At 70.5% G+C, this 23,808-nt stretch carries 16 protein-coding genes, 1 pseudogene and 1 CRISPR repeat array; of the genes and pseudogenes, 10 read left to right on the forward strand and 7 right to left on the reverse strand.

Annotated features, from left to right (window positions below):
- The first annotated feature begins 4 nt into the window (after positions 1–4).
- The 3 genes from cas1e to ACZ7MG_RS00635 all read left to right on the forward strand — a co-directional run bounded on the left by cas1e (position 5) and on the right by ACZ7MG_RS00635 (position 3,751).
- Positions 5–940: a type I-E CRISPR-associated endonuclease Cas1e gene (gene cas1e / locus ACZ7MG_RS00625; RefSeq protein ID WP_471386507.1), complete on the forward strand. Its 936-nt coding sequence runs from the start codon at positions 5–7 to the stop codon at positions 938–940.
- Position 941: 1 nt separating this feature from the next.
- A complete protein-coding gene (gene cas2e, locus ACZ7MG_RS00630) occupies positions 942–1,271 on the forward strand; it encodes a type I-E CRISPR-associated endoribonuclease Cas2e (RefSeq protein WP_471386428.1) in 330 nt (109 codons plus the stop codon).
- Positions 1,272–1,288: 17 nt separating this feature from the next.
- A CRISPR array of direct repeats spans positions 1,289–2,598; the repeat unit is 29 nt; unit sequence GTGGTCCCCGCCGACGCGGGGGTGAACCG.
- A gap of 397 nt (positions 2,599–2,995) precedes the next feature.
- Positions 2,996–3,751: a transposase family protein gene (locus tag ACZ7MG_RS00635; RefSeq protein WP_471386426.1), complete on the forward strand. Its 756-nt coding sequence runs from the start codon at positions 2,996–2,998 to the stop codon at positions 3,749–3,751.
- A gap of 13 nt (positions 3,752–3,764) precedes the next feature.
- On the opposite strand, the gene ACZ7MG_RS00640 is transcribed toward ACZ7MG_RS00635, so the two are convergent.
- From ACZ7MG_RS00640 to ACZ7MG_RS00660, 5 genes and pseudogenes are all read right to left on the reverse strand, one after another.
- Positions 3,765–4,433 carry a nucleotidyl transferase AbiEii/AbiGii toxin family protein gene (locus tag ACZ7MG_RS00640; protein ID WP_471386423.1) on the reverse strand — a complete coding sequence of 223 codons (669 nt, stop codon included), beginning with the start codon at positions 4,431–4,433 and terminating at the stop codon, positions 3,765–3,767.
- 5 nt (positions 4,434–4,438) lie between these two features.
- On the reverse strand, positions 4,439–4,831 hold the full coding sequence (locus tag ACZ7MG_RS00645) for a hypothetical protein (protein WP_471386420.1): 393 nt from the start codon (positions 4,829–4,831) through the stop codon (positions 4,439–4,441).
- A gap of 764 nt (positions 4,832–5,595) precedes the next feature.
- Positions 5,596–5,787, reverse strand: a pseudogene (locus ACZ7MG_RS00650) (CorA family divalent cation transporter); the annotation flags it as partial.
- 461 nt (positions 5,788–6,248) lie between these two features.
- Positions 6,249–7,397, reverse strand: a complete 1,149-nt coding sequence (locus tag ACZ7MG_RS00655) for a Glu/Leu/Phe/Val family dehydrogenase (protein WP_471386418.1) — start codon at positions 7,395–7,397, stop codon at positions 6,249–6,251.
- Between the two features lie 2 nt (positions 7,398–7,399).
- Positions 7,400–10,390 (reverse strand): FAD-binding and (Fe-S)-binding domain-containing protein, encoded by a 2,991-nt coding sequence (locus ACZ7MG_RS00660; RefSeq protein WP_471386415.1) that lies wholly within the window; start codon positions 10,388–10,390, stop codon positions 7,400–7,402.
- Positions 10,391–10,712: 322 nt separating this feature from the next.
- On the opposite strand from ACZ7MG_RS00660, the gene ACZ7MG_RS00665 reads away from it, so the two are divergent.
- From ACZ7MG_RS00665 to amaB, 7 genes are all read left to right on the forward strand, one after another.
- The gene (locus tag ACZ7MG_RS00665) at positions 10,713–11,876 is read left to right on the forward strand and encodes an NAD(P)/FAD-dependent oxidoreductase (protein WP_471386412.1); all 1,164 of its coding nucleotides are present in this window, start codon (positions 10,713–10,715) and stop codon (positions 11,874–11,876) included.
- Between the two features lie 384 nt (positions 11,877–12,260).
- On the forward strand, positions 12,261–13,991 hold the full coding sequence (locus tag ACZ7MG_RS00670) for a thiamine pyrophosphate-binding protein (protein ID WP_471386409.1): 1,731 nt from the start codon (positions 12,261–12,263) through the stop codon (positions 13,989–13,991).
- Between the two features lie 88 nt (positions 13,992–14,079).
- Positions 14,080–15,405 (forward strand): MFS transporter, encoded by a 1,326-nt coding sequence (locus ACZ7MG_RS00675; protein ID WP_471386406.1) that lies wholly within the window; start codon positions 14,080–14,082, stop codon positions 15,403–15,405.
- A gap of 117 nt (positions 15,406–15,522) precedes the next feature.
- Complete coding sequence (locus ACZ7MG_RS00680; RefSeq protein WP_471386403.1) at positions 15,523–16,233, forward strand: aspartate/glutamate racemase family protein; 711 nt, start codon at positions 15,523–15,525, stop codon at positions 16,231–16,233.
- Positions 16,227–17,219: a LysR family transcriptional regulator gene (locus ACZ7MG_RS00685; protein WP_471386400.1), complete on the forward strand. Its 993-nt coding sequence runs from the start codon at positions 16,227–16,229 to the stop codon at positions 17,217–17,219. The genes ACZ7MG_RS00680 and ACZ7MG_RS00685 overlap by 7 nt, the downstream gene beginning before the upstream one ends.
- Positions 17,220–17,272: 53 nt before the next feature.
- On the forward strand, positions 17,273–18,622 hold the full coding sequence (hglS, locus tag ACZ7MG_RS00690; protein ID WP_471386504.1) for a 2-oxoadipate dioxygenase/decarboxylase: 1,350 nt from the start codon (positions 17,273–17,275) through the stop codon (positions 18,620–18,622).
- Positions 18,619–20,169, forward strand: coding sequence for an L-piperidine-6-carboxylate dehydrogenase (gene amaB, locus ACZ7MG_RS00695; protein ID WP_471386398.1), 1,551 nt, complete (start codon positions 18,619–18,621; stop codon positions 20,167–20,169). Before hglS ends, amaB begins: the two co-directional genes overlap by 4 nt.
- Positions 20,170–20,564: 395 nt before the next feature.
- On the opposite strand, the gene ACZ7MG_RS00700 is transcribed toward amaB, so the two are convergent.
- Both ACZ7MG_RS00700 and ACZ7MG_RS00705 read right to left on the reverse strand, forming a co-directional pair.
- Positions 20,565–21,089 (reverse strand): carbohydrate-binding protein, encoded by a 525-nt coding sequence (locus ACZ7MG_RS00700; RefSeq protein ID WP_471386395.1) that lies wholly within the window; start codon positions 21,087–21,089, stop codon positions 20,565–20,567.
- A gap of 773 nt (positions 21,090–21,862) precedes the next feature.
- Complete coding sequence (locus ACZ7MG_RS00705) at positions 21,863–23,632, reverse strand: RICIN domain-containing protein (RefSeq protein WP_471386393.1); 1,770 nt, start codon at positions 23,630–23,632, stop codon at positions 21,863–21,865.
- Positions 23,633–23,808: the final 176 nt, after the last annotated feature.

Here is a 23,808-nt window from a genome sequence, read left to right on the forward strand (position 1 = left end):
CGCCATGCTCCCGCGTATCGCGGACTCCCTGTCCTTCCTCTACCTCGACATGGTCCGCGTCGTCCAGGACGACACCGGCGTCTGCGCCCAGATCCAACTCGACGACGACCGCACCGACACCGTCTACCTCCCCACCGCCGCACTGACCTGCCTGCTCCTGGGCCCCGGCGTCTCCATCACCACCCGCGCCCTGACCACCCTCGCCCGCCACGGCACCAGCGTCATCTGCACCGGAGCCGGCGGCGTCCGCGCCTACGCCGGCATCCTCCCCGACTCCCTCACCACCCGCTGGCTCGAACACCAGGTAACCGCCTGGGCCGACCCCCACCAACGCCTCGACGTCGCCACCCGCATGTACCACCAGCGCTTCGGCGACGACACCGTCCCCCACGGCACCACCCTCGCCCAACTCCGCGGCATGGAAGGCCAGCGCATGAAGGCCCTTTACAAACTCCTCGCCCAAAAACACGGCATCGGCCGCTTCCGCCGCAACTACCACCCCGACCAGTGGCACCAGCAAGACCCCGTCAACCTCGCCCTGTCCGCCGCCAACACCTGCCTTTACGGCATCATCCACGCCGCCGTACTCGCCCTCGGCTGCTCACCGGCCCTCGGCTTCGTCCACACCGGCACCCAGCACGCCTTCGTCTACGACATCGCCGACCTCTACAAAGCCGACACCACCCTCCCTGTCGCCTTCTCCCTCCACCAGGCAACCGACCCCGAACAACAAGCCCGCCGCACATTCCGCGAGGAACTCCGCCTCATCCGCCTCCTGCCCCGCGTCATTCACGACATCCAACGACTCCTCACCCCAAACACCCCCACCGACGACACAGACGACCCGACCGAACGTCACGACGTGCGCATCGTCCACCTCTGGGACCCCAAGACCGGCATCCTCCCCGCCGGCGTGAACTACGCACCGGACAGCACCTGACATGCCCTCCATGCTCGTCATCGCCACCACCGCCGTCCCCGACCACCTCCGCGGCGCCCTCAGCCGCTGGACCACCGAAGTCGTCCCCGGCATCTTCGTCGGCACCGCCTCAGCCCGCGTACGCGACCAACTCTGGGACGCCGTCACCGAAGTCGTCGCCGACGGTGCCGCCGTCCTAGTCCACCCCGCCCCCACCGAACAGGGCTACGCCATCCGCACAGCCGGAACACGCCGCCGCGTCCCCATGGACTTCGACGGACTCACCCTCATGCGCATGACCGCTGCCCCACGACAAACCAGCCAGGCAAAGAACAAGCAAAGCGGGAGCTAAGCTGCAGGTCACGAAGTGTGGTCCCCGCCGACGCGGGGGTGAACCCCGAAGGCGGTGGCGTTCGCCGCGATGAGCATCGTGGTCCCCGCCGACGCGGGGGTGAACCGTACTCCCGAACGGTCGGGTCCCACTTCTCACCGTGGTCCCCGCCGACGCGGGGGTGAACCGCTGATCGAGTCGTTGGCGGTCATGGAGGGGTCGTGGTCCCCGCCGACGCGGGGGTGAACCGCCCTCGACTTCGCCACCGAACTGGCCGATCACGTGGTCCCCGCCGACGCGGGGGTGAACCGAGGCCGGGCAGGCGGCCGGCGGCACCCTGAAGGTGGTCCCCGCCGACGCGGGGGTGAACCGGCGAGGCATACGGCACCGGCAGCGTCGTCATCGTGGTCCCCGCCGACGCGGGGGTGAACCGAAATCGAGGCAGAACGCGAGCGGCTCGCTCTGGTGGTCCCCGCCGACGCGGGGGTGAACCGGACTGTCCGTGGCCCGCGCGTGGGCCGAGGTGGTGGTCCCCGCCGACGCGGGGGTGAACCGAAGGGCGCCATCGAGGAGCATGAGTTCCTGCTGTGGTCCCCGCCGACGCGGGGGTGAACCGGTTCCGTACGACGAGCCGCGGACCGAGTTTCGGTGGTCCCCGCCGACGCGGGGGTGAACCGTGCCAGAGGTGTACGACCAGGAGGCGGCCCCTGTGGTCCCCGCCGACGCGGGGGTGAACCGGAGCTCCGGCCCTCACGCTGCTCAACAAGGAGGTGGTCCCCGCCGACGCGGGGGTGAACCGGTCGGCCTGAACATCGCGGTCGCCAGCGACGTGTGGTCCCCGCCGACGCGGGGGTGAACCGTCCTCCCCGGCCGTCACCGGCACCACCCCCGCGTGGTCCCCGCCGACGCGGGGGTGAACCTCTGATCCGCGTCCCGAGGGAAGTAGAAGGCCAGTGGTCCCCGCCGACGCGGGGGTGAACCGCGATCAAACCGGCCGCATCAGGCAGCACGGCAGTGGTCCCCGCCGACGCGGGGGTGAACCGTCGACGGGGACCTGCCCGTCGCCCCGTCGAACGTGGTCCCCGCCGACGCGGGGGTGAACCGCGGATGGACCGGGTCGCGGGGATGCTCAGTTCGTGGTCCCCGCCGACGCGGGGGTGAACCGGCCGACTTCCAGAGCAGCAGCCGACTCCAGTCGTGGTCCCCGCCGACGCGGGGGTGAACCGGTCGTCGGCCAGTGCATCGCCGTCCTCGACGGGTGGTCCCCGCCGACGTGGGGGTGGACCGTGTGGCACCAGGGGCGGCTACCAGCGGCACCTGTGGTCCCTGCCGACGCGGGGGTGAACCGAACTCGGCCCGCGCCCGGCCAACTCGTGCTCCCCGCCGAGGCCGGGTTGCCCGGAGGGGCTCCTGTAGCTGTGCGGCTCGTGCCGCCACCCCTGGCCTGACATGAACATACAGAGCTTCTGAACAGGCACTTTGCCAACTGATTGTAGGTTCATACTTGCTGCCTGGGTCAGGCCCTGTCTAGGTGTTTCTGACTGTTTCTGGCCGCTGTTGGTCACGCGTTGGCCACGCGTGGCCAACAGCGCTTCGGTCGGGGCGAAGGCCGGAAGGCTGCCTGGGGGAGTGAGCGTTTTCCAACATCCCGATGCTGACCGCAAGTTGGACGCTCCTGCGCGACGTCGAAGCTCCTGGTAGACGGGTTCTCGACCAAGATCACCCGTGTCTGCCAGGAGCTTCACGTGCTTGTCTACCCATCCTCGATCGATCTGTCCAGCCGAACCCTGCGGTTCCTTACCCGTCAACTGACCGCGCGGCAGGCGGCGATCGGTACACGGTGGCGACGCCTGCCTGTCGGCCGCCAGGCTCTGCTGGCCCTCGCGCACCTACGGTGCGGTGATACCTACGCCCAGCTCGCTGCCGGATTCGGCATCGGGATCGTCACGGTCTACCGCTATATACGCGAAGCTGTCGAGGCCCTGGCCGCCCTCGCGCCTTCGCTCGCCGAGGCGATGCGGACGATCCGCGAGAAGGCGTTCGTGATCCTGGACGGCACCCTGCTGCCGATCGACCGGATCGCTGCGGACGCCCCGTACTACTCCGGGAAACACAAGCGCCACGGCATGAACATCCAGGTCCTCACCGATCCGTTCGGACGCCTGCTCTGGGCCTCGCCCGCCCTGCCTGGATCGACCCACGACCTCACTGCTGCCCGACACCACGGGATCATTGACGCGCTCGCCGAAGCGAGCCTGAGGTGCTGGGCGGACAAGGCGTATCAAGGAGCCGGCGGACCTGTTCGGGTCCCGTTCCGCGGTCGCCGCCTGAAGAGGTGGAAGCGCCGCCACAACACCAGTCACGCCAAGATCCGATGCGTCGGTGAACGGGCCATGGCCACGCTCAAGGGCTGGCGTCTTCTGCGGAAGCTCCGCTGCAGCACCAGCCGGATCACCGACATGGTGAAGGCCGTCCTCGTCCTTCACCACGCATCAACGTGAGGTTGGAAAACGCTCAGTCAATGTCCGGATCATCGGCCTCCTCGAGGAGGCGGGTTGCGAGGTCGTCGGCCCACTCCACGGCCCACGTGCGGAGAGCGGCGATGGTGGCATTGTCGAGACCGTAGGCCGTGAAGGCTTCGTCGTCGGTCCACTCGGCGCCCGTGAGGTTGGCCTGCAGATCCTCGAGCTCGAAGCGGCCGCGGGCGTGGCGGCGGCCGAACTCTTCGAGCTTGGCATTGGTCCAGCGGCGGGAGGCAGCGAACACGTCGATCAGGTCGCGGGGCGCTCCGCGGTCGGCGAGGGCGCGGACCTTGGTTCCGATCACGTCCTCCTCCGCGAGGACGGGCCCGTACGGGCTCTGGGCGACCGGCCGCCAGAAGATCTCCTTGAGGATGTCGACTTCGCATTCCTGCCCGGTGGCCGGGTCGGTCACGGTGAAGCGGGCGGACAGCGGGGCGGTCTCCAGCGCGTGCACCTTCCAACCGCGGGCTTCCAGGCCGGCGCGGAGCATGGCGGCGATGTCGGCCATGGGCGCCGGGTTCTCGGTGGCGACGTCGAGATCCTGGCTGGGGCGGTTCACGAGACGGTGTGCCCGCACGGCGTATCCACCGGTGAGAACCAGTGGATACGGGGAACCGAGCGCGATCACATCCGCCAGGAGCCGCGAGTGCAGCTCCGGCATGTCCGTCACGCGGCTGCCCGGGCGCGGGAGGCGAGCTGAGGGAAGGCGTCTTCCCATACGGTGCGCACGGTGCGTCCGACGAGGGTGCGCAGCACCGGCCACAGCTGGAGGAGCAGGTCCTGGTCGAGGTAGCGGGGCAGGTCGTCGTGCAGGCCCTCGTGCAGGACAGTGCGGTACAGGCCCATACGCTGGCGCGGCTTGCCCAGGTCGTACGAGGTCATCCCGGACCAGGCCATGTGCAGCGGCAGATCCACGACCCCCTGGGTCGGACCGCGCAACTCGTCCAGCGACTCCGGCAGACGGCGGCGGAACTTCTCCCGGTACAGCGCGAGGTCCTCGGCGTCCGCGCCCGAGACGTCCGTCTGGGTGTGGGTGGGGTGCTGTGGGCTGGAGGGCATGACTCCATTATGGCGGCCGGAGACAGTGCGAGGGCCATGATGCGTGAGCTGGAGTCCGGAGCGAGCGGGGGCGGATCCCCGGGTGAGCTGGTTGCCGCAGTCCTGCTCAGCCCTGAGCAGGACTGCGGCCTTGACGCTCTGGGTGTCTGCACGAAGGACGATGGGCCCCAAAACCGGCTCTGACCAGTGCTCTTCTGGGGTCCTTTTAGGCCGATACCTTTCCGATGGCGCATCACATGGAGTGTGTTGCCATCCTCGCACCAGCCTGAGAAGGGCTCGACCTGATCTTTGGTCGGTGCGTGTTGTGTGCACTGATGCCTGGGAACGGGCGGTGCGGGAACGGACGGACTCTCAGTCGCAGGGAGCGGCCGCCACCGTACCTTCCGATGGAAAGACCTACAGCAGTACAGGCTGGCCGTCATCGACGGTGGACTACACAGGATCGTCGGCGAACAGAGGCAGCCGAAGATTCTCACTGTCTGTGATGTGGCTGCAGCGGCGGCGGCGTCGCGCGGGGGTGCCGAACAGGAAGCCATGCGGGCCAGTTGCCGAAAACTCAAGGAGGGGGCAGCCATTCGTTTCTCCCCAGATTCTCCCCAGCGGCCGCCGACGTGCCAAAGACCTGGTCAGGGGCTCGTTGGAGGCAGGGCGAGGAGATCCCCCGCATCACTTCTCCCCAGGAACTCCCCACGGTCGTTTCTGACTCGATCCGCAAGGGGTGCGCGAGCAAAGTATGAACGGGAGCTGAGAGCCACCTCAAGGTTCTAGAGCCAGTCCCGCCGCTTGAAAATCACGTACAAACTGGCACAGATAATCCCCATCAAGCCGATGGCGAAGGGGTAACCGAAGCTCCAATCCAGCTCCGGCATGTCCTCGAAGTTCATGCCGTAGATGGTTCCCACGAGTGTGGGAGCAAACAGAATGGCCGCCCATGACGAGATCCGCTTGAAGTTGTCTTCCGGGACACTCTGACCTGAGGCGATGCGGCAATCACCGACTCTGACCTGCGCGCATCGTCCTTTCGGGCTCTTTCGGGATCGTGCCGCGTTGTGCAGCCCATTCTCCCCACGCGCTCCCCAGTGCGGCTCATACTCCCCGGATTCTCCCCAGGACGGCTGCCGGGTGATGGCCGCTTAGCGGATCTTGAGGGCTCGCCTAACTGGTGTGCCGGTCACGCCTCGTGAGCGATACCAGGACGGGAGACGCCGGTGCGCGAAAGAGACTGTGTCGGCGTCACACCAGGGCGTCCTCGTGGTCAGATGTCCCGGAAGAGACCCTGTGGTCCTGTGACTGCCGTGTTGGATCGGCCCGCCTCTCTGACGTGCTCAGTTGCGCTTTCGGCTGTTTCACGGCCATGCCCGTTGACGCGGCCGGAAGTCCCAGCGAGGTCCCAGCGCACTCCCTTGTCCACAGAGGCTCACCTCGGCAGTCGGCCCTTCAGGCGCATCGCTTCTCGGACCCGGTCCTGAGCGATTGTGCGCGCGGCCGTGTGCGGAGTGGTGCCCTGCCGTTGGGACTCCGACATCACGAGTGCCGTGTTCTCGGCGAGGCGTCGCGCGACGGTCGTGAAGATGGCCCCCGGGTCGGGGCGGAACGCGGAGTGGCGGGCGTCCATGGCGAACGCCGCCGCGACGATCCCGCCCGCGTTGGCGATGAAGTCGGGGACGAGGGGGATGCCGCGCTCCCGCAGGATCTCCTGGGCGCGCCGGCTCGTGGGCAGATTCGCCCCTTCGACGACCAGGCGTGCCGTCATCCGGTGCGCGACGTCGTCGTCGATCACGTCCTGGAGGGCGGCCGGTACGACCACTTCGGCGGCGACCAGCAGTTCCTCACCGGCCCGCAGCCGCGTTCCGCCGGGGTACTCGACGACGGTCTCGTCACCCACCGCCTCCCTGAGCGCCAGCAGCTTCGGTATGTCCAGGCCGTCCGGGTCGTGCAGCACGCCGCGGGCGGTCGACACGGCGACCACGCACGCGCCGAGCTCGACGAAGCGCCGCGCCGCGGCGGCGCCCACCGCGCCGAAGCCCTGGATGGTCACCCGGGCGCCGGTGAGTTCCAGTCCCGCGACCGTCGCCGCGGCGCGAGCGGACTCCGCGACCCCGAAGCCGGTGACACCGAGCTGGTCGTAGGGGACTCCGCCCAGGGCGCGGGGCGTGCCCACCGCGGCGCCGCGGTCGCCGAGTTCGTCCTGGACGACGGCGGCGTCGGCCTCGGTCAGCCCCATGTCGAGCCCGAACACATACTCCTCGGGCACCTCGTTGCGCAGGGCGCGGACGAACGCGCGCAGCGCGGCCTCCTTGCCGGACGCGGCGGGGTCGAACCGGATGCCCGCCTTGGCGCCGCCGTAGAAGATGTCGGCCGCGGCCCATTTCCACGTCATCACCCGGGCCAGCCGGGCGATCTCGCCGACGGACACCGTGGGGCTCATCCGTGTGCCGCCCTTGCCCATGCCGCGCGCGGTGTTGTCCACCACGAGGACACCCTTCATGCCGGTGCGGGTGTCGGACACGCACACGACCTTCTGCGGGCCCCACTCGTCCATCATCGCGAACGTGTCCGATGCCATCGTCACTGTCCGTCCTCACTGTTGTCGCGGTCTTCGGGGTCTGCGGGCTCGGGATGTGCTGCGCGCTCTGGGAGCTCTGCGCGGTCTGCGTGGTCCTCGTCGCCGACCAGGGCTTCGTGGAGCAGTTGGGCAAGGTGCACGGCCCGGCGGTCGGTGCCGTGGGCGATCTGGGTACGGCAGCTGAATCCGTCCGCGAGCACGCGCGTCTCCGGGTCCGCCGCCCGCACCGCCGGCAGCAGGACGCGCTCCCCGGCCGCGACGGACACCGCGTAGTGGTCACGTTCGAAACCGAAGTTGCCCGCCAGGCCGCAGCAGCCCGAGGCGAGTGCCGTGTGGTCGACACCGAGGCGTGCGAGCAGCAGCCGGTCCGCGTCGTCGCCCAGGACCGCGTGCTGGTGGCAGTGTGTCTGGCCGATCGTGCGGACCGGCAGGGCGGTCGGGCGCCAGTCGGCGGCCGGTGAGGTCAGCAGTTCGGCGAGGGTCGTGGTGGAGCGGGCGACCGCCTCGGCCCGCGGCCCCGGCAGCAGGCCCGGCAGGTCGTCCTTGAGCGCGGCGGTGCAGCTGGGCTCCAGGCCGACGATCGGCAGCCCGTCGGCGAGGGCGGGTGCGAGGCCGGTCAGGGTGTGGCGCATCATGCGGCGGGCCATGCCGAGCTGCCCCGTGGTGACCCAGGTGAGCCCGCAGCACAGGACCCGGTCCGGGATCTCGACCCGGAAACCGGCTGCCTCCAGGACTTCGGTGGCGGCGCGCGGGACGTCCGGGCTGAAGAAGTTGTTGAAGGTGTCGACCCAGAGCAGCACCCGGGGGCCGTCGGGCCGCGTCGGCCCCTGTCCGGCGAACCACGCACGGAAGGTCTGCTCGGCGAAGGCCGGCACCGCACGCTCCGCGGCGATTCCGCCGAGCCGCTTCACCGGCCCCGCCAGCCGGGACGACGTGACCCGGTTGACCAGCCCCGGCATCAGGGAGGCCACCCGGGAGGTGAGAGGGAGCCAGCCCATCGAGTAGTGCGAGGCGGGGCGCGGCCGGAAGCGGTAGTGCCGGTGCAGGAACTCGGCCTTGTACGTGGCCATGTCCACCCCCACCGGGCAGTCGCTCTTGCAGCCCTTGCAGGACAGGCACAGGTCCAGCGCGTCCCGCACCTCGGCGGAGCGCCAGCCGTCGGTGATCAGCTCGCCCCGGACCATCTCCTGGAGGATGCGTGCCCGGCCCCGTGTCGAGTCGCGCTCGTCGCCGGTGACCTGGTAGCTCGGGCACATCACCGCCGTACCCGTCGAGGCGGTGGCGCGGCATTTGCCGACGCCCACGCAGCGGCCGACCGCCCGGGCGAAGTCCCCGGAGTCCTCGGGGTGGGCGAACTCGCTGAGCAGGGGGAGACGGTACGAGGGGTGTGCCGCGCGCAGGTTGTCCGCCACGCCCTGTGGACGGACCACGACTCCGGGGTTGAGGCCGTCGGCCGGGTCCCACAGCTCCTTGAACTCCTCGAAGGCGGTGATGAGTTCGCGGCTGTGGAGCAGCGGCAGGAATTCGGCCCGCGCCCGGCCGTCGCCGTGCTCGCCCGACAGGGAGCCGCCGTGCGCGGCGACCAGCTCCGAAGCCTCCCGGACGAAGGTACGGAACGCGGTGACCCCGGCGGAGGTCGAGAAGTCGAAGTCGATACGCACATGCAGGCAGCCGTCGCCGTAGTGGCCGTAGACGATGCCGCGCCGGCCGTGCGCGGCCATCAGCGCGCGGAACTCCCGCAGATACGCGCCCAGTCGGTGCGGCGGCACCGCCGCGTCCTCCCACCCCGGCCATGCCTCCGCTCCGTCGGGCAACCGGGTCGCGAGACCGGCGCCGTCCTCACGGATCCGCCAGAGCGCCTTCTGGTGGGCGGGATCGGTGACCACGACCGTCCCCCTCGCTCCGGGCAGTTCCCCCGCGAGGCGTTCCGCGAGGGCCGTCGCGGAACGCGTGTCGGCGGCGCCCACCTCGACATACAGCCAGGCCGAACCGGCGGGCAGCTCGGCGATCGCGCCGGAGCCGCGGTTGCGGCGGACGGCGTCCACCAGACCCTCCTCGATCCCCTCCACGGCCAGTGGCCGGTGGCCGAGGATCGCGGGGACCGCGTCCGCCGCCTCGCAGGCGTCGGTGAAGCCCGCCACCAGCAGCGCACGCACCGCGGGCGGCTCGACCAGCCGCACGGTGGCACCGAGCACGATCACACAGGTGCCCTCGGTGCCCACCAGCGCCCGCGCGACATCGAACCCGTTCTCGGGCAACAGGTGGTGGAGGCCGAACCCGGAGACCTGACGGGGGAAACGCCCCAACTCCTTCCGGATGGGCTCCAGATGCCGCCGGACCAGCTCCCACAGGCCGGCGTACAGCCGCCCCTGGGGGGTGGCCTCCGCTATGACCCGGTCACGTTCGGCACGGTCCAAAGGCCCCGGACCGACCGTCATCCGGGTCCCGTCGTACAGCAGGACGTCCAGCTCCAGAACGGTGTCGACGGTTCGGCCCCAGGCCACCGAGTGCGACCCGCAAGCGTTGTTGCCGATCATGCCGCCGAGAGTGCAACGGCTGTGCGTGGAGGGGTCCGGACCGTAGGTGAGGCCGTGCCGGGCGGCCGCGTTCCGCAGGTCGTCCAGTACGGCTCCGGGCTCGACCCGGGCGGTGCGTCGGCCGGGATCGACGGCGAGGACACGGTTCATGTGCCGGGAGAAGTCCAGCACCACACCGGGGCCGACGGCGTTGCCCGCCACGCTGGTCCCACCGCCACGGCTGGTGACGGGAACACCGTGCGCGCGGCACACCCCGACGGCGGCGACGACATCCCGCGCGCTCCGGGGGAAGACCACGGCCCGGGGCACCAGCCGGTAGTTCGACGCGTCCGACGCGTACTGGGCCCGCCGTCCGCCGCCGGCATCGACATCACCGGCATCGACATCGCCGGCATCGACATCGCCGGCCACCGCGGTCGCCAGATCAGTGAGGAAAGAGGACTCGGACCATTCCATGCGCGACTTTCTAGCCGGACCCGCGAGGCGGTTCCAAGGCCCCGGAGGCCGAGAAGTGCGTAACCCCCTCTCCAGTACTCCTTAATACCGATCCGGAGAAACAAGAACGCAACGCGGACGGCGGTTAATTGCGTTCAGGTATTTCGGAGACATTGCGGCGTGCCCGCGATCACACGTGCCCTGCCCGACGTTCCCGCACACCTCAACGAACACTGCAAGGCATCTGAAGGAGTGCTGTAGCTCAGCCCCCTTGCAGGACGTTCGGTCCCGGCCCTACAAATAACGCCACACACAGCCCGTATTTCCCCTTCAGGAGGTCCAATTGCGCCGGGAAACCCTGAACGGCGGCCGAGTGGTCATTGTCGGCGGCGGAGTGATCGGCACGTCGATCGCCTTCCATCTCAGCGAGCGCGGATACCGCGATGTCGTCGTCGTGGAGCGCGGCATGCCCGGAGAGGGGACGACGGCCTACGGAACCGGCGGCATCCGCCAGCAGTTCTCGTCCCGTGTCAACGTCGAACTCGTCCAGCGGTCGCTGCCGTTCTGGCGTGCCTTCCAGGAAAAGACCGGGAAGCCCATGGATTTCCGGCAGCACGGCTATCTCTTCCTGATCTCGGACGCCGACACCCTCCAGGTCTTCGAGAAGAACGCGGAGTTGCAGAGATCTCTCGGCGTCGATGTGCGCCTGCTCGATCCCGGACAGGCGGCGGACGTTTTCCCCGGTATCCGGACCGAGGACCTGCTCGGCGCCACCTACGCCCCCGGCGACGGTTCCGGCTCACCGTCCGACGCCGTCGCCGGATATGTGTACGGGGCGCGCAGGCGCGGTGCGGAGATCCGTCAGAGGACGGAGTTCCTCGGACTCCTCACCGACGGTGACGGCGCGGTGCGAGGCGTCCGGACCAGCGAAGGGCCGATCGAGGCGGAGCTGGTCGTCCTGGCCGCCGGCCCCCAGGCCCGTACGGTGGGCGGGCTGTGCGGTGTGGACATCCCGGTGTTCCCGCACTCCCGGCAGGCGTTCGCCACCGCACCGCTGCCGGGCCTGCGGGAGGGGCTTCCGCTGGCTGTGGACATGGCGAGCGGGGCCTACGTTCACCTTGAGGCGGCGGGCACGGCGGTCGTCGGTGGCAACGACCGTTCGGCGCCCAGCACCGAGCGCGCGGTCGTCGACTGGTCCCGGGTCGAGTCCCTCGCCACCGTGCTCTCCCACCGGTTCCCCGCCCTGGAGGGACTGGAGATCGTCCGGGGGTGGGCCGGGCTGCGCGAGATGACTCCCGACGACAACGCCATCGTCGGTCCCGTCGACGAGATCCCCGGTCTCTGGGTCGCGGCGGGGTTCTCCGGCCACGGCTTCATGCAGTCCCCGGCGGTCGGCGAGGCACTGGCCGACTGGTGGCTGGTCGGCGCCCCGCCGCTGGACCTGTCCCCGCTGCGGCTGTCCCGCTTCACCGGCCGGGCGCTCGAACTCGAAACAGCCGTCTTCTGACACCACCGCGGTCCGGGCCGCGCGACGCCCTCGCCCCGCCTGCCGCCGCCCGACACCCCTGCCGTCCCTCCAACGTCCGCCACCGCCGCCATCCGTCCGCCACCGCCTCGTCCGCCACAGCCACCGCCACCGCCACCGCCACCGCCACAGCCGTCCGCCACCGCCTCGCCCGGTCCGCCACCGCCGCCGCCACAGCCGTCCGCCACCGCCTCGCCCGGTCCGCCACCGCCGCCGCCCCCCACCACCTCGCCCCGTCCGGCGCCGCCACATCCGTCCGGCGCCCCGCCGTCCCTCCGGCGGCAGCCGTCCGGCACCGCCGGCACCGGACGTCCCCCTCCTTCGTCCTCCGCCCGACACCGCCGCTTTCCTATGGAAGGGACTTCCATGGCCGCCGACAAAGGCCCCAACGGGGCCGAACTACTCGTCGAATCGCTGATCCGGCACGGAGTCGACACCGTCTTCGGTGTCCCCGGTGACACCGGTGTCGTCCTCTACGACGTCCTCGCCCGCCGCACGGGCGACATTCGGCACATCCTCGCCCGCGACGAGCGCCATGCCGGTTACATGGCCGACGGGTACGCCCGGACCCACCGCCGGATCGGTGTGTGCGAGGCGTCGAGCGGCGCGGGCGCCGTCTATCTGGCGAGCGGCATCGGCGAGGCGTACGCCTCCAGCGTGCCGGTCCTCGTGATCACCAGCGACATCCACCGGCGCAGCCGGGGCTCCGGCGCGATCACCGAGATCGACCAGGAGGCCCTGTTCGGCGCCGTCACCAAGTGGTGCCGGAGCGCGGAGCGGGCCGAGGACATCCCCGCGCTGGTCGCGGAGGCCGTGGCTCAGGCCACCGGCGGCCGGCCCGGCCCGGTCGCGTTGATCTTCCCGGAGGACGTCCTCGACGAGCACGCTTCGCCCGCCGTACCCGAAGGCGACTGCGCCCTGCCCGGGAGCCGCCCGCAGGCCGCCCCGTACGCGGTCGCCAGTGTCGCGCAGGACCTGGCCCGCGCCGAACGGCCGGTCATCCTCGCCGGAGGCGGAGTCCACGCGTCCGGCGCCTGGGCGCAACTGCGTGCCCTTGCCGAGCACGCCGCGATCCCGGTGGCCACCACCATCCACGGCAAGGGCGCGCTCCCGGAGGACCATCCGCTCTCCCTGGGTGTCGCGGGCGGCAACGGCTGCCGCGGCTACGCCAACGACAGCCTCGCCGAGGCCGACGCGGTGCTCGTCGTGGGCAGCCGGGCCAACTCCACCGACACCAACGGCTACACCGCCCCGCCTCGCGACCAGGGCATCAGGATCGCGCAGATCGACACCGACGCGGCCCGCGCGGGCCGCAACTTCCCCGGCGCCGTGCCCCTGGTCGGTGACGCGGCCGCGATCCTGGACCAGTTGCGCGAGCAGATCCCGCCCGCGTCCGCGGAGACCAGGGCCTGGCGGACGGCCGGAGTGGCGGGCGCCCGCGACGCCTGGGCGCGCACGGCGGCGGTCGAGCTGCCGGACCCCGGCGAGGGCCTGCTCCAGCCGCGGGACGTGATCCGTCGCCTGCGGACGGTGATGGGCGGGCGTACCTGGGTGGTCGCCGACCCGGGCACGCCGACGCCGAACCTGTCCGCGTACTGGGAGAGCGCGGGTGAGGGCTGGCGGGTGGTGATCCCGCGCGGTCACGGACCGATGGGGTACTCCATCTCCGCGGCCATCGGCGTCGCCGTGGCACACCCGGGGGAACGGGTCCTGTGCGTGACCACGGAAGGCAGCCTCGCCATGGGCGTCGGCGACTGGGAGACCGCGGCCCGGCTCGCCCTGCCCATCACCTACGTGGTCCTCGACAACACCTCCATGGCCTGGATCAAGATGCTCCAGCACCTGTTCCTCGACCAGCGCTACTTCGGCGTCGACCCCGGCCCGATCGACCCGGTCCTCCTCGCCGAGGGCATGGGCCTCCCCGGTTCCCGGGCCACCGACATCGACCACCTGGAGCTGCTGGTCAAGGAGGCCGCGGACCGCGAGGGACCGTCCGTGATCCACGTCCCCGTACCCGAGCACATGGACTCCCCGCCTCCCGTCGCCCCCTGGCAGGCCGTGCTCAGCGGCCGGTCCTCCGGCCGCCCCGTGTACTGAACATCACCTCTCCCCACCCCCGTACCGCCTTCCCCCACGGCCCCGTCCCCGACAACAATCCCGTGCAGGTTCCCGGAAGGATCCGCCCATGGAGGCACAAGCAGTACAAACCCCGCCCCCGTCCGCTCCCGCAGCCCTCGACCGGTCGACCGCGATGCGTGCCGCCCGTGCCAGCTTCGTCGGCACGGCCACCGAGTGGTACGACTACTTCCTCTACGGCAGCGCGGCCGCCGTGGTCTTCCCCACGGTGTTCTTCGCCGACCTCGGCTCCACCGCCGCGACCTTGACCTCGCTGGCCACGTTCGGCGTCGCCTTCTTCTTCCGGCCTCTCGGCGGCCTGGTCTTCGGGCACTTCGGCGACCGGATGAGCCGCAAGCAGGCGCTGGTGACCACCCTGCTGATCATGGGCCTGGGCACCTTCGCGATCGGCCTGCTGCCGACCGTCGGACAGGTCGGGGTGCTGGCCCCGATCCTGCTGGTCCTGCTGCGCGCGGTGCAGGGCATCGGCCTGGGCGGGGAGTGGGGCGGCGCCGCACTGCTCATCGTGGAGAACGCACCGGCGAAGCGCCGGGCGCTGTACGCGTCGGCCTGCCAGCTCGGCGTCCCGGCCGGACAGCTCGTCTCCGCCGGCATGATGGCGCTCTTCGCGCTCCTGCCGGACGACCAGTTCCTCAGCTGGGGCTGGCGGGTGCCGTTCCTGTTCAGTGGCGTGCTCGTCCTGGTCGGGCTCTACATCCGGACCCACCTGCCGGAACCGGCCGAGTTCCAGGCCCTCAAGGACGAGCAGAAGCGACCGAGACTGCCCATCGCCGAGGTCCTGAAGCACGCCAAGAAGCAGACCTTCCTGCTCATCTTCGTCCAGGCGGCGGCGACCATCGGCTACTACCTGTTCACCGTGTACTCGCTCTCCTACGTGAAGACCGAACTCGGGCTGCCCCAGTCCTGGGCACTCACCGGCGTACTCATCGGCGCGGGGCTCCTGCTGTTCGCGATGCCGCTGTACGCGGCTCTCGCGGACCGCATCGGACGCAAGCCGGTCTACTTCTCCGGGACCCTGTTCATCGCCCTGTTCGCGATCCCGTTCTTCTGGCTGCTGGACACCCGCGACCCGGTTCTGATCGCGCTGGCGATCACCCTGGCCCTGGTGTTCGGATACGGTCCGACCGGCGCCCTCAACAGCTCCCTCTACGCCGAGCAGTACCCGACCCGCTACCGGTACACCGGGGCATCGGTCGCCTACCAGATGTCGAGCGTGGTCGCCGGAGCCCCCGCGGCACTGGTCGCCGCGGCCCTGGTGTCGGCCACCGGATCGTCCCTGGCCGTGTCCTGGTACGTGATAGGAGCCGCCGTCATCTCCCTGACCTGCGTCCTCGCACTCAAGGAGATGAAGGGCGTCGAGCTCGCGCGGGAGTGACCGCCCAGGGAGGGTGGACAGCGGAGACCCGCGACCGCAGGCAGCGGAAACTCGCGACGGTAGCCGGCGGAAACCCGCGACCGCATGCACGGAAACCCCGACCTCGAAGGAGTCACGATGGCGGACATCGGGATCGTCATGCTGGACAACCGCGTCCCCCGCCCCACCGGTGACGTGGGCAACCCCGCCAGCTTCGCCTTCCCGGTCGCCATGACGGTCGCCACGGGGGCGGGCACCAGCCAGGTGGTCGAGCACTCGGCCGCCGGCCTGCTGCCCGCCGTCACCGAGGCCGCCACCCGTCTCCAGACGGACGGCGTGGCCGCGGTGACCACCTGTTGCGGATTCCTCGCGGTGTACCAGCGCGAACTCGCCGACGAGCTGGAGGTGCCCGTGGCCACCTCCAGCCTGCTCCAGGTGCCTCTGGTGCTCCAGACGCTGCGCCGGGACCAGTCGGTGTGTGTGCTCACCGTCAACGCCCGCACGCTCACCGACACCCACCTCGCCGCCGTCGGCATCGGACCCGTTCTCCGGGACCGCGTCCACCTGACCGGCCTGGAGCACACCGAACACCTCTTCCACGTCCTCACCGGCGACGACGAGACGCTGGACCTGGCACGTGCGGAGGCCGAGGTGGTCGCCGTGGCCCGGGAGGCGGTCGCCGCCCGCCCGGACACCGGGGCCTTCGTCCTCGAATGCACGAACCTCCCGCCGTACTCGCCCGCCGTCAGGGCCGCCACCGGCCGCCCGGTCTGGGACGCGCTCACCCTGATCGGCTGGCTGCGCGGCGGCACCACCAAAACCGGTGCCACCGGGGCTCGCCCATGTTGAACCTGGTCCACCTCCAGACCCTGCAGGCCGTGCTGAGAACGGGCTCGCTCAGCGGCGCGGCCAAGGAGCTCGGCTACACCACCTCGGCGGTCTCCCAGCAGATCGCGGCCCTGGAACGCGCCCTCGGCGTCAAGCTCTTCGAACGGGGCCCGCGCAATCTGTGGCCCACCACGGCCGCGATCCAGATGGGCGGTCACGCGGCGGCCATCCTGTCCCGGCTCGGCGAGGCTGAGGAGGACGTACGGGCGTTCGCCGACGGCAACCGGGGCCGGCTCAGGGTCGCCGCGTTCGCCACGGTGAGTGCCCAACTGCTCCCCAGGGCGTTCGCCCGGCTCGTGGCCCGGTTCCCGGGAGCGGAGTTCACGCTCCAGAGCGACGAGGGCGGCCCCGCCGACGTCGCGCAGGCGGTGTGCGAGGGCCGGGCGGACCTCGGCCTGGTCTTCGAGTACGACCTCGTCCCCGAGAGCTGGCCGGGCGAACTGCGCGTCACCCCCGTACTCGACGAGGAACTGGTGATCCTCTGCGGTCCCGGGCAGCACACCAAGGACCCACACCACACCGAGCCGGGAGAACTGGCGGACGCGATCTGGGTGACCAACCGCGAGGACTCGGCCGGCTACCACAACCTGACGCGGCTGTGCGCCCAGGCCGGATTCAGGCCCGAGATCCGCTTCACCAGCAATGACTTCGACGTGATCCGCGGCATCGTCCGGGAGAACCTCGGCGTCGCCATGGTTCCCGCACTCGCCCTGGGCATCGACCGGTCCATCACGATGCGCCGGATGCGCGCCCAGGGCCCACGCCGGAGGGTCTACGCCGTCCAGCGGTCCACGGACCCGAGCCCCCTCCTGCCCGCAGCCGTCGACGCCGTCCGCGAAGCGGCCCGCGCCTTCCTGGTGTGGACGACCGAGGCACTGGGCGTACCGGTCGACCCCCCTCTCGCCACCGTCCCACCCGAACCCTCCCCAGGAAGGAGTCAGTCGTGAACGCGGTCCCCACCTGGGAACTCCGAGCCCGCTTCGCGCGATCCCTGTCCGAGATGTACGGGCGGGAAGTACCCGCCTACACCACGCTGGTCGATGTCTCCGCGCAGGTGAACGCCGACGTGCTGCGCCGCGACGGCACCGCCGCCGCGCAGCGGCTCGGCAGCATCGCGCGGGTGACGGCCGAACGGCACGGCGCGATCCGGGTCGGCACGCCCGGCGAACTGCGCCAGGTCGGGCAGATCTTCGCCGCGCTCGGCATGCATCCCGTGGGCTTCTACGACCTGCGCGACGCCTCCGCCAGCTCGATCCCGGTCGTCTCGACCGCCTTCCGCCCCGTCGACCCCCTGGAACTGGCGCGCAACCCGTTCCGGGTGTTCACCTCCGTCCTGGTCACGGAAGACCGGCGGTTCTTCGACGCCGAACTGCGGTCCCGCATCGAGAACTTCCTCGCCCGGCGCACCCTCTTCCCGCCCGAACTCCTGGACCTCGCCGAGCGTGCGGAGCGGGAGCGATGCCTGCCGGAACCCGATGCCAGGCGCTTCCTCGGCCTGGCGACCGCCGTCTTCGAACTCTCGCCCGAGCCGGTGGACCGTACCTGGTACGAGACCCTGGAGAAGGTGTCCGGCGTGGCCGCCGACATCGCCGGGGTCGGCTCCACCCACATCAACCACCTCACCCCTCGCGTCCTCGACATCGACGAGCTGTACCGGCGCATGACCGACCGGGGCATCGCGATGATCGACGAGATCCAGGGCCCGCCGCGCTGGGACGGCCCCGACATCCTGCTCCGTCAGACCTCCTTCCGGGCACTGTCCGAGCCACGGCGTTTCCGGGAGCCGGACGGCACGGTCACCTCCGGTGCGCTGCGGGTCCGCTTCGGCGAGGTGGAGGCCCGGGGGATCGCACTCACCCCTGCGGGGCGTTCCCTCTACGACACCATGACCGCCGAGACCGACCGCCGGCTGGCCGAGGACCCGTCACTGCCCCGGCAGGCCGCCGCCCACGCCGTGTGGGCCCGGCACCTGCCCCGCGACGAGGCCGAACTGGCCCGCCATAACCTGGCCTTCTTCACCTACCGCGTGGCGCCCCGGCCCGCGGACGGCCGGCAACCGCCGCACACACTCCCCGAACTCCTCGACGGCGGATGGGTAACCGCCGAACCGATCGTCTACGAGGACTTCCTGCCCCGCTCCGCGGCCGGGATCTTCCGGTCCAACCTCGGCGACGAGGGAACGAAGGACACCAGCCTGGCCGAGTCCCCACGGGACGCCGGCTGGATCTCCGACGCCATCGGGCGCCCCGTGCGCGACCCGGCCGAACTCTACGCACGACAGCGGCACGACTCGCTCGTCCGAGTCGCCGAGGAACTCAAGCTCGACAGCATCGATGAGGAGTCGCCATGACCGCCACCGCCACCGATACCACCACCGTCACCGGTACCGAGGCCATCCGCGCCAGGGCCGAGGCCGCGCTGGAGCGCTGCGGTGTCGACCTGGCAGCCGTCAAGGGCGACGCGCTGACCGCACGCACCCCCGTCACCGGCGAGGACCTCTTCGGTCTGCGCGCCGACACCGCGCAGGACGTCGACAGCGCGATCGAAGCCGCGCACACCGCGTTCCTGACCTGGCGGACCACTCCGGCGCCGGTGCGCGGCGCGCTGGTCAAGCGTCTCGGTGAACTGCTCACCGAGCACAAGCAGGATCTCGCCGCCCTGGTCACCGTCGAGGCCGGGAAGATCGGTTCCGAGGCGCTGGGCGAGGTCCAGGAGATGATCGACATCTGCGATTTCGCCGTGGGCCTGTCCCGGCAGCTCTACGGCCGCACCATGCCGTCCGAACGCCCCGGCCACCGCCTGATGGAGACCTGGCACCCGCTGGGCGTGGTCGGCGTGATCACGGCGTTCAACTTCCCGGTGGCGGTGTGGGCATGGAACACCGCGCTCGCCCTGGTCTGCGGGGACACCGTGGTGTGGAAGCCGTCGGAGCTGACCCCCCTGACCGCGCTGGCCTGCACCGCCCTGCTGGACCGCGCCATCGCCGAGAGGGACGCGCCGGCCAACCTCAACCAGGTCGTGCTCGGCGGCGCGGAAGCCGGCGAGCGGCTGGTGGACTCGCCTCTGGTGCCACTGATCAGCGCGACCGGCTCGACCCGCATGGGCCGGGCCGTCGGCCCACAGGTGGCGGCACGCTTCGGGCGCAGCATCCTCGAACTCGGCGGCAACAACGCCGCCGTCGTCACCGCGTCCGCCGACCTGGACCTCGTGGTGAACGCCCTCGTCTTCGCCGCGGCCGGCACGGCGGGCCAACGGTGCACCACGCTGCGGCGGCTCATCGTGCACGCCGACGTCGCGGAGACGGTCACCGAGCGCCTCGCCACGGCCTTCCGCAAGCTCGCGATCGGCGACCCCTTCGCGGACGGCGTCTTGGTCGGTCCGCTCGCCAACGAAGCCGCGCACGCCCGGATGCGCGGCGCCCTCGACCGTGCGGTGGAGGAAGGCGGGGAGATCGTCACCGGCGGCGAACGACAGTCCGCCGACTCCGCGCCGGGCGCGTACTACGTCGCCCCGGCTCTGGTCCGGATGCCCGCGCAGACGTCCATCGTCCGTGAGGAGACCTTCGCGCCCATCCTGTACGTCCTCACATACACGGACTTCGACGAGGCGATCCGCCTCCACAACGACGTCCCGCAGGGACTCTCGTCGGGCATCTTCACCCGCGACCAGGCCGAAGCCGAACGCTTTCTGTCCGCGGAGGGCTCCGACTGCGGCATCGCCAACGTCAACATCGGCACCTCGGGTGCGGAGATCGGCGGCGCCTTCGGCGGAGAGAAGGAGACCGGCGGCGGCCGCGAGTCCGGCTCCGACTCCTGGCGCGCCTACATGCGACGCGCGACCAACACCGTGAACCACTCCGGCCGCGTCCTGCTGGCCCAGGACGTGAACTTCACCTGATTCCTCGCCCCTTAAGAGCGCGTCTGACACATCCAGTCGAAGGAGAACACCCAGCTCGACTCCGACGACGGTTCGGCTGCAGTCGGTACGGTACTTTCGGAATCCAGGTCGTCTCTCCGGTTTAGACGCGAGCAGGTGAAGGGTGCCCTGCCCGGTCAGGCGCACTCCGGTGAACGTGATGCCGCCACGGCTCGGTGTATACGTGCGGACGGCTTCGGTCCCGGGGAGTTCGCACAACGAGGTGCTGTCGGGGGGTTCGGGGCGTACGTCCGTACGGGTGGGCCGTCGTGGCGAGTTCCGAAGTCTCCCCGATGGCACGGGGCTCCTCCTGGAGGGTGTGATGGGGTTACTCCGTCCGGGGCCCATGGGCTCCGGACGGCCGTGGTGTCAGTTGTTCAGTGACGCGACCGTGATGCGGTCGATGTCGGGGGCATAGGCGGAGGAGTTGCCGAAGGAGATGGTGTTGGTGCCCGCGGTGGTGCGACGGGGACGGGGAGCTCCCACCAGTTCGACCAGCTGTAGCTGTTGCGGAACATGACCGTCGTCGCGGTGCCGTTGACGGTGACGCTCGCCGCCCTGGAGACGACGTTGGTGTTGTAGTTGCCGGAGCCGGCGGTCTCGTTGTCGGCGTAGCGCACGTTCATCACGTAGCGCCCGGTCTTCGGCGCGGTCACCTTGAAAGTGAGGGTGTTGGCGGAGCCGAGGCCGATGTGGCCGACGTAACTGCCCTCGGAGGCCCAGGAGTTGCTCCCGATGTCGGCGGTCCCGGCGCGGGTGGCGCTCTCAGCCTCGTAGGAGGTGACGCCGGAGGTGCTCGTCGGCCCTGCCACGCGCAGGTCACGCAGGGTGAGGCTGCCCTTGCCCGGGACCGCAGCCGCGATGCGGTTGTTGCTGGCGGACAGGTACGATGCCGTTCGCATGGCGATAGTGGCGCGTGCCCTGGGGGGCCCGAGGATGGTGTGCCAACGCATCGGTGGTGCGCGTACGGCGCGCATCCGCCAGGCAGCGGCGGCGAATCACTACGCCTCCACACCCCCGCGGCCTCCGGCAGACCCAGACTACGCCCGACGCGCCGGCCACCACCGAGCCGGTAGAGGCAGCCATCAACACCACGGCTACGGCCACCCCTGGTTCGGCCGCCGGTTCGTGGTCAGACCGGGATCATCGCGGTACGAGAGGCGGCGGCAGACAAACGGCGGGTGTGCCAGCCGACACGTGCGCCGCCATTGGTGGTCCCGCCGGACGCTTCGCGGCACGGACCTTGCGCTTCGGTACGGACGTTGTCTGCGCTGAATCCGCTGCCTCGACGTAGGCCCACATACAGGGCGGCGTCCTGGACCGTCGCGTGCCGCAGGCCCGAACCGGCCTACACCGGCGACACCGGTTTCGCCTGCTGACATACCGCCTGCGATCTGCTTCTCAGCCCCGACGCCCGCACTGCGTGCCCGACCACGGTCCTACTACCACCCGACAAGCTCTCCGTGACGACCGTGCACCGGAAGCCGTCCACCGACGACCTCGCCGCGTAGGAGCTGCCATGATGGCCGCCTACCTGGCCGGGCGTCACTTCTCAATGGCGACCACGCGCTAAGTATTCTCCTCAAGGGCTTGGCCGCACGGCGGCGAGGCCCGTCCGCTCGACGATTCGAGCGGACGGGCCCTTGCGCTTCTCGGGGTGTGGGCCGCGAGGGTGTTACCGCGCGGTGAGAGCCCACAGATGGTCGGCGGTGCCGTTGTCGTTCCACTGGAGGACCTGGGCGCCGGAGGTGGTGCTCATCTGGTCGACTCCGAGGAGGCGGCCGCTGTTGTAGTTGGCGATCTTGTAGTAGCCGTCGCGGGCGGGTATGACCTGCCAGAGGTGGTCGGCGGTGCCGTTGTCACCCCAGATCAGGGCCGTGCCGCCGTCGGCGGTGCCCGCGTTGGTGATGCCCAGGAGCAGGCCGCTGGACTGCTGCTTGATCTTGTACAGGCCGTTCCCGGCGGAGACCAGGGTCCAGTTCTGGTCGGTGCCGGTGGTGGACGTGGCCTGGACGACTGAGGTGCCCTGGGCGGTGCCCGCGCCGCTGGTGTCGAGGGCGAGGCCGCTGTTCTTGTTGGTGATCTGGTAGCGGCCGGCCAGCGAGGTGTTGGTGCCGCTGGGGGTGATGACCAGGTGGTAGCCGTCGGCGGCGTTCATCGTCACCGGGACCGTGATCGAGCCGCCCGAGACGGTGTAGTCGGCGTCGGAGATGGTGATCGGGCCGGGGGAGGCGGTCGTACGGCCGGTGTGGGGGCTGTACTCCAGCTTCACGTGGACCGTGCTGCCGAAGGCGGACAGGGACGACAGGCCGTTCACGGTGACCGCGCAGGAGCCGGTGCAGCCGCCCGTGATGACGCTGATCTGGTTGCCCGTGCTGTTGCGGGAGGCTATGCCGTCGATGCCGGTCTGGGCGGGCGGCGTGGTGGTGAGCATGCTCCCGGACATGTCGCCGTACCACTTGTACGTCCAGTACGAGCCGTTGGGCGAGCCGCCAGTGTCGGTGAGGGTGTCGCCGAGGGTGCCGTAGTGGTTCCAGAAGGCGAGTTCGGCGTTGCGGACGCCGCCGCGCTCGAACTTGGCGGCGTAGCTGATGAGGGCGCCGGAGTTGCCCATCTGGGCGGGGGTGCCGTACTCCTCGATGTCGATCGGGCGGGGGCTCAGTCCGAGGCTGGACTCCAGGGCGCGGTAGTCAGCGATGTGGGCGGCGATGGTCGAGCTGGTCTGCAGCTCGTGCCAGGCGATGACGTCGGGGACGGCGTTGTTGGCGATGGCGTCCTGGAGGAACGTCTGCATCTTGGCGCGGGTGTACGAGGCGAGGCTCGGCCCCTGGATCGGGGTGGTGGTGTCCTGGGAGCGGATCCTCTTGTACGTCAGGTTCCAGGCGTCGTCGAAGGGACCGGCCTTGGCGGTGTCCCAGTTGCCGTCGGGCTCGTTCCAGATGGCCCAGGCCGAGATGTTGGTGGCGCTGGAGGACTTCACGGCGGCGATCTGCTTGTCCACGGCGGACAGCCAGTCGCTCATGCTGACCCACTTGTAGGGGAAGTTCGGGTACCAGTCGGGCATGCGGGCGACGACCTTGGCGCCGGCGCGTGCCGCCTTGGGGGCCACGACCAGGGTGTCGCCGGCCGGCTTGGGTTCGCCGTTGGGCAGTTGGGAGCCGCCCGGGGCCATCTGCACGAAGGTGTTCGGCTTCAGCGCGTTGACAAGGCTGTCGGACGGGGTGGTGTCGTCGGCGAGACCGTAGAGGCTGCCGGTGCCCACGTGGGTGACGGGCCGCAGGGTCTGCGCAGCGTTGACGACGAGGGTGGTGGACGAGCCGGGGGTGGCCTGGGCAGAGGGGCCCGACAGGGCCACGGCGCCGGCGGCCAGGGCGGTGGCGAGGGCGGCGGCGCCGGCCCGACCGAGGGATGTTCTGTGGCGGTGACGGGAGCTCAGGTATGACATCAGCGGCTCTCCTGAGGGAGGGGTGGTGGCTTGTCGAATGCGGGGGGAGGGGGGAGGAGGAGGGGGGCGGCTTGGGGAGGCAGCCAACCGGCTGCATGGGGACTTCGGCCCTCAAGAGGGGCGACAGCCTGCGTGGGGTGCGGCCGACGCGCGGGCGGAGCACGGCCCCGACCGAC

The sequence above is a fragment of the Streptomyces sp. NPDC107538 genome, from assembly GCF_055657445.1.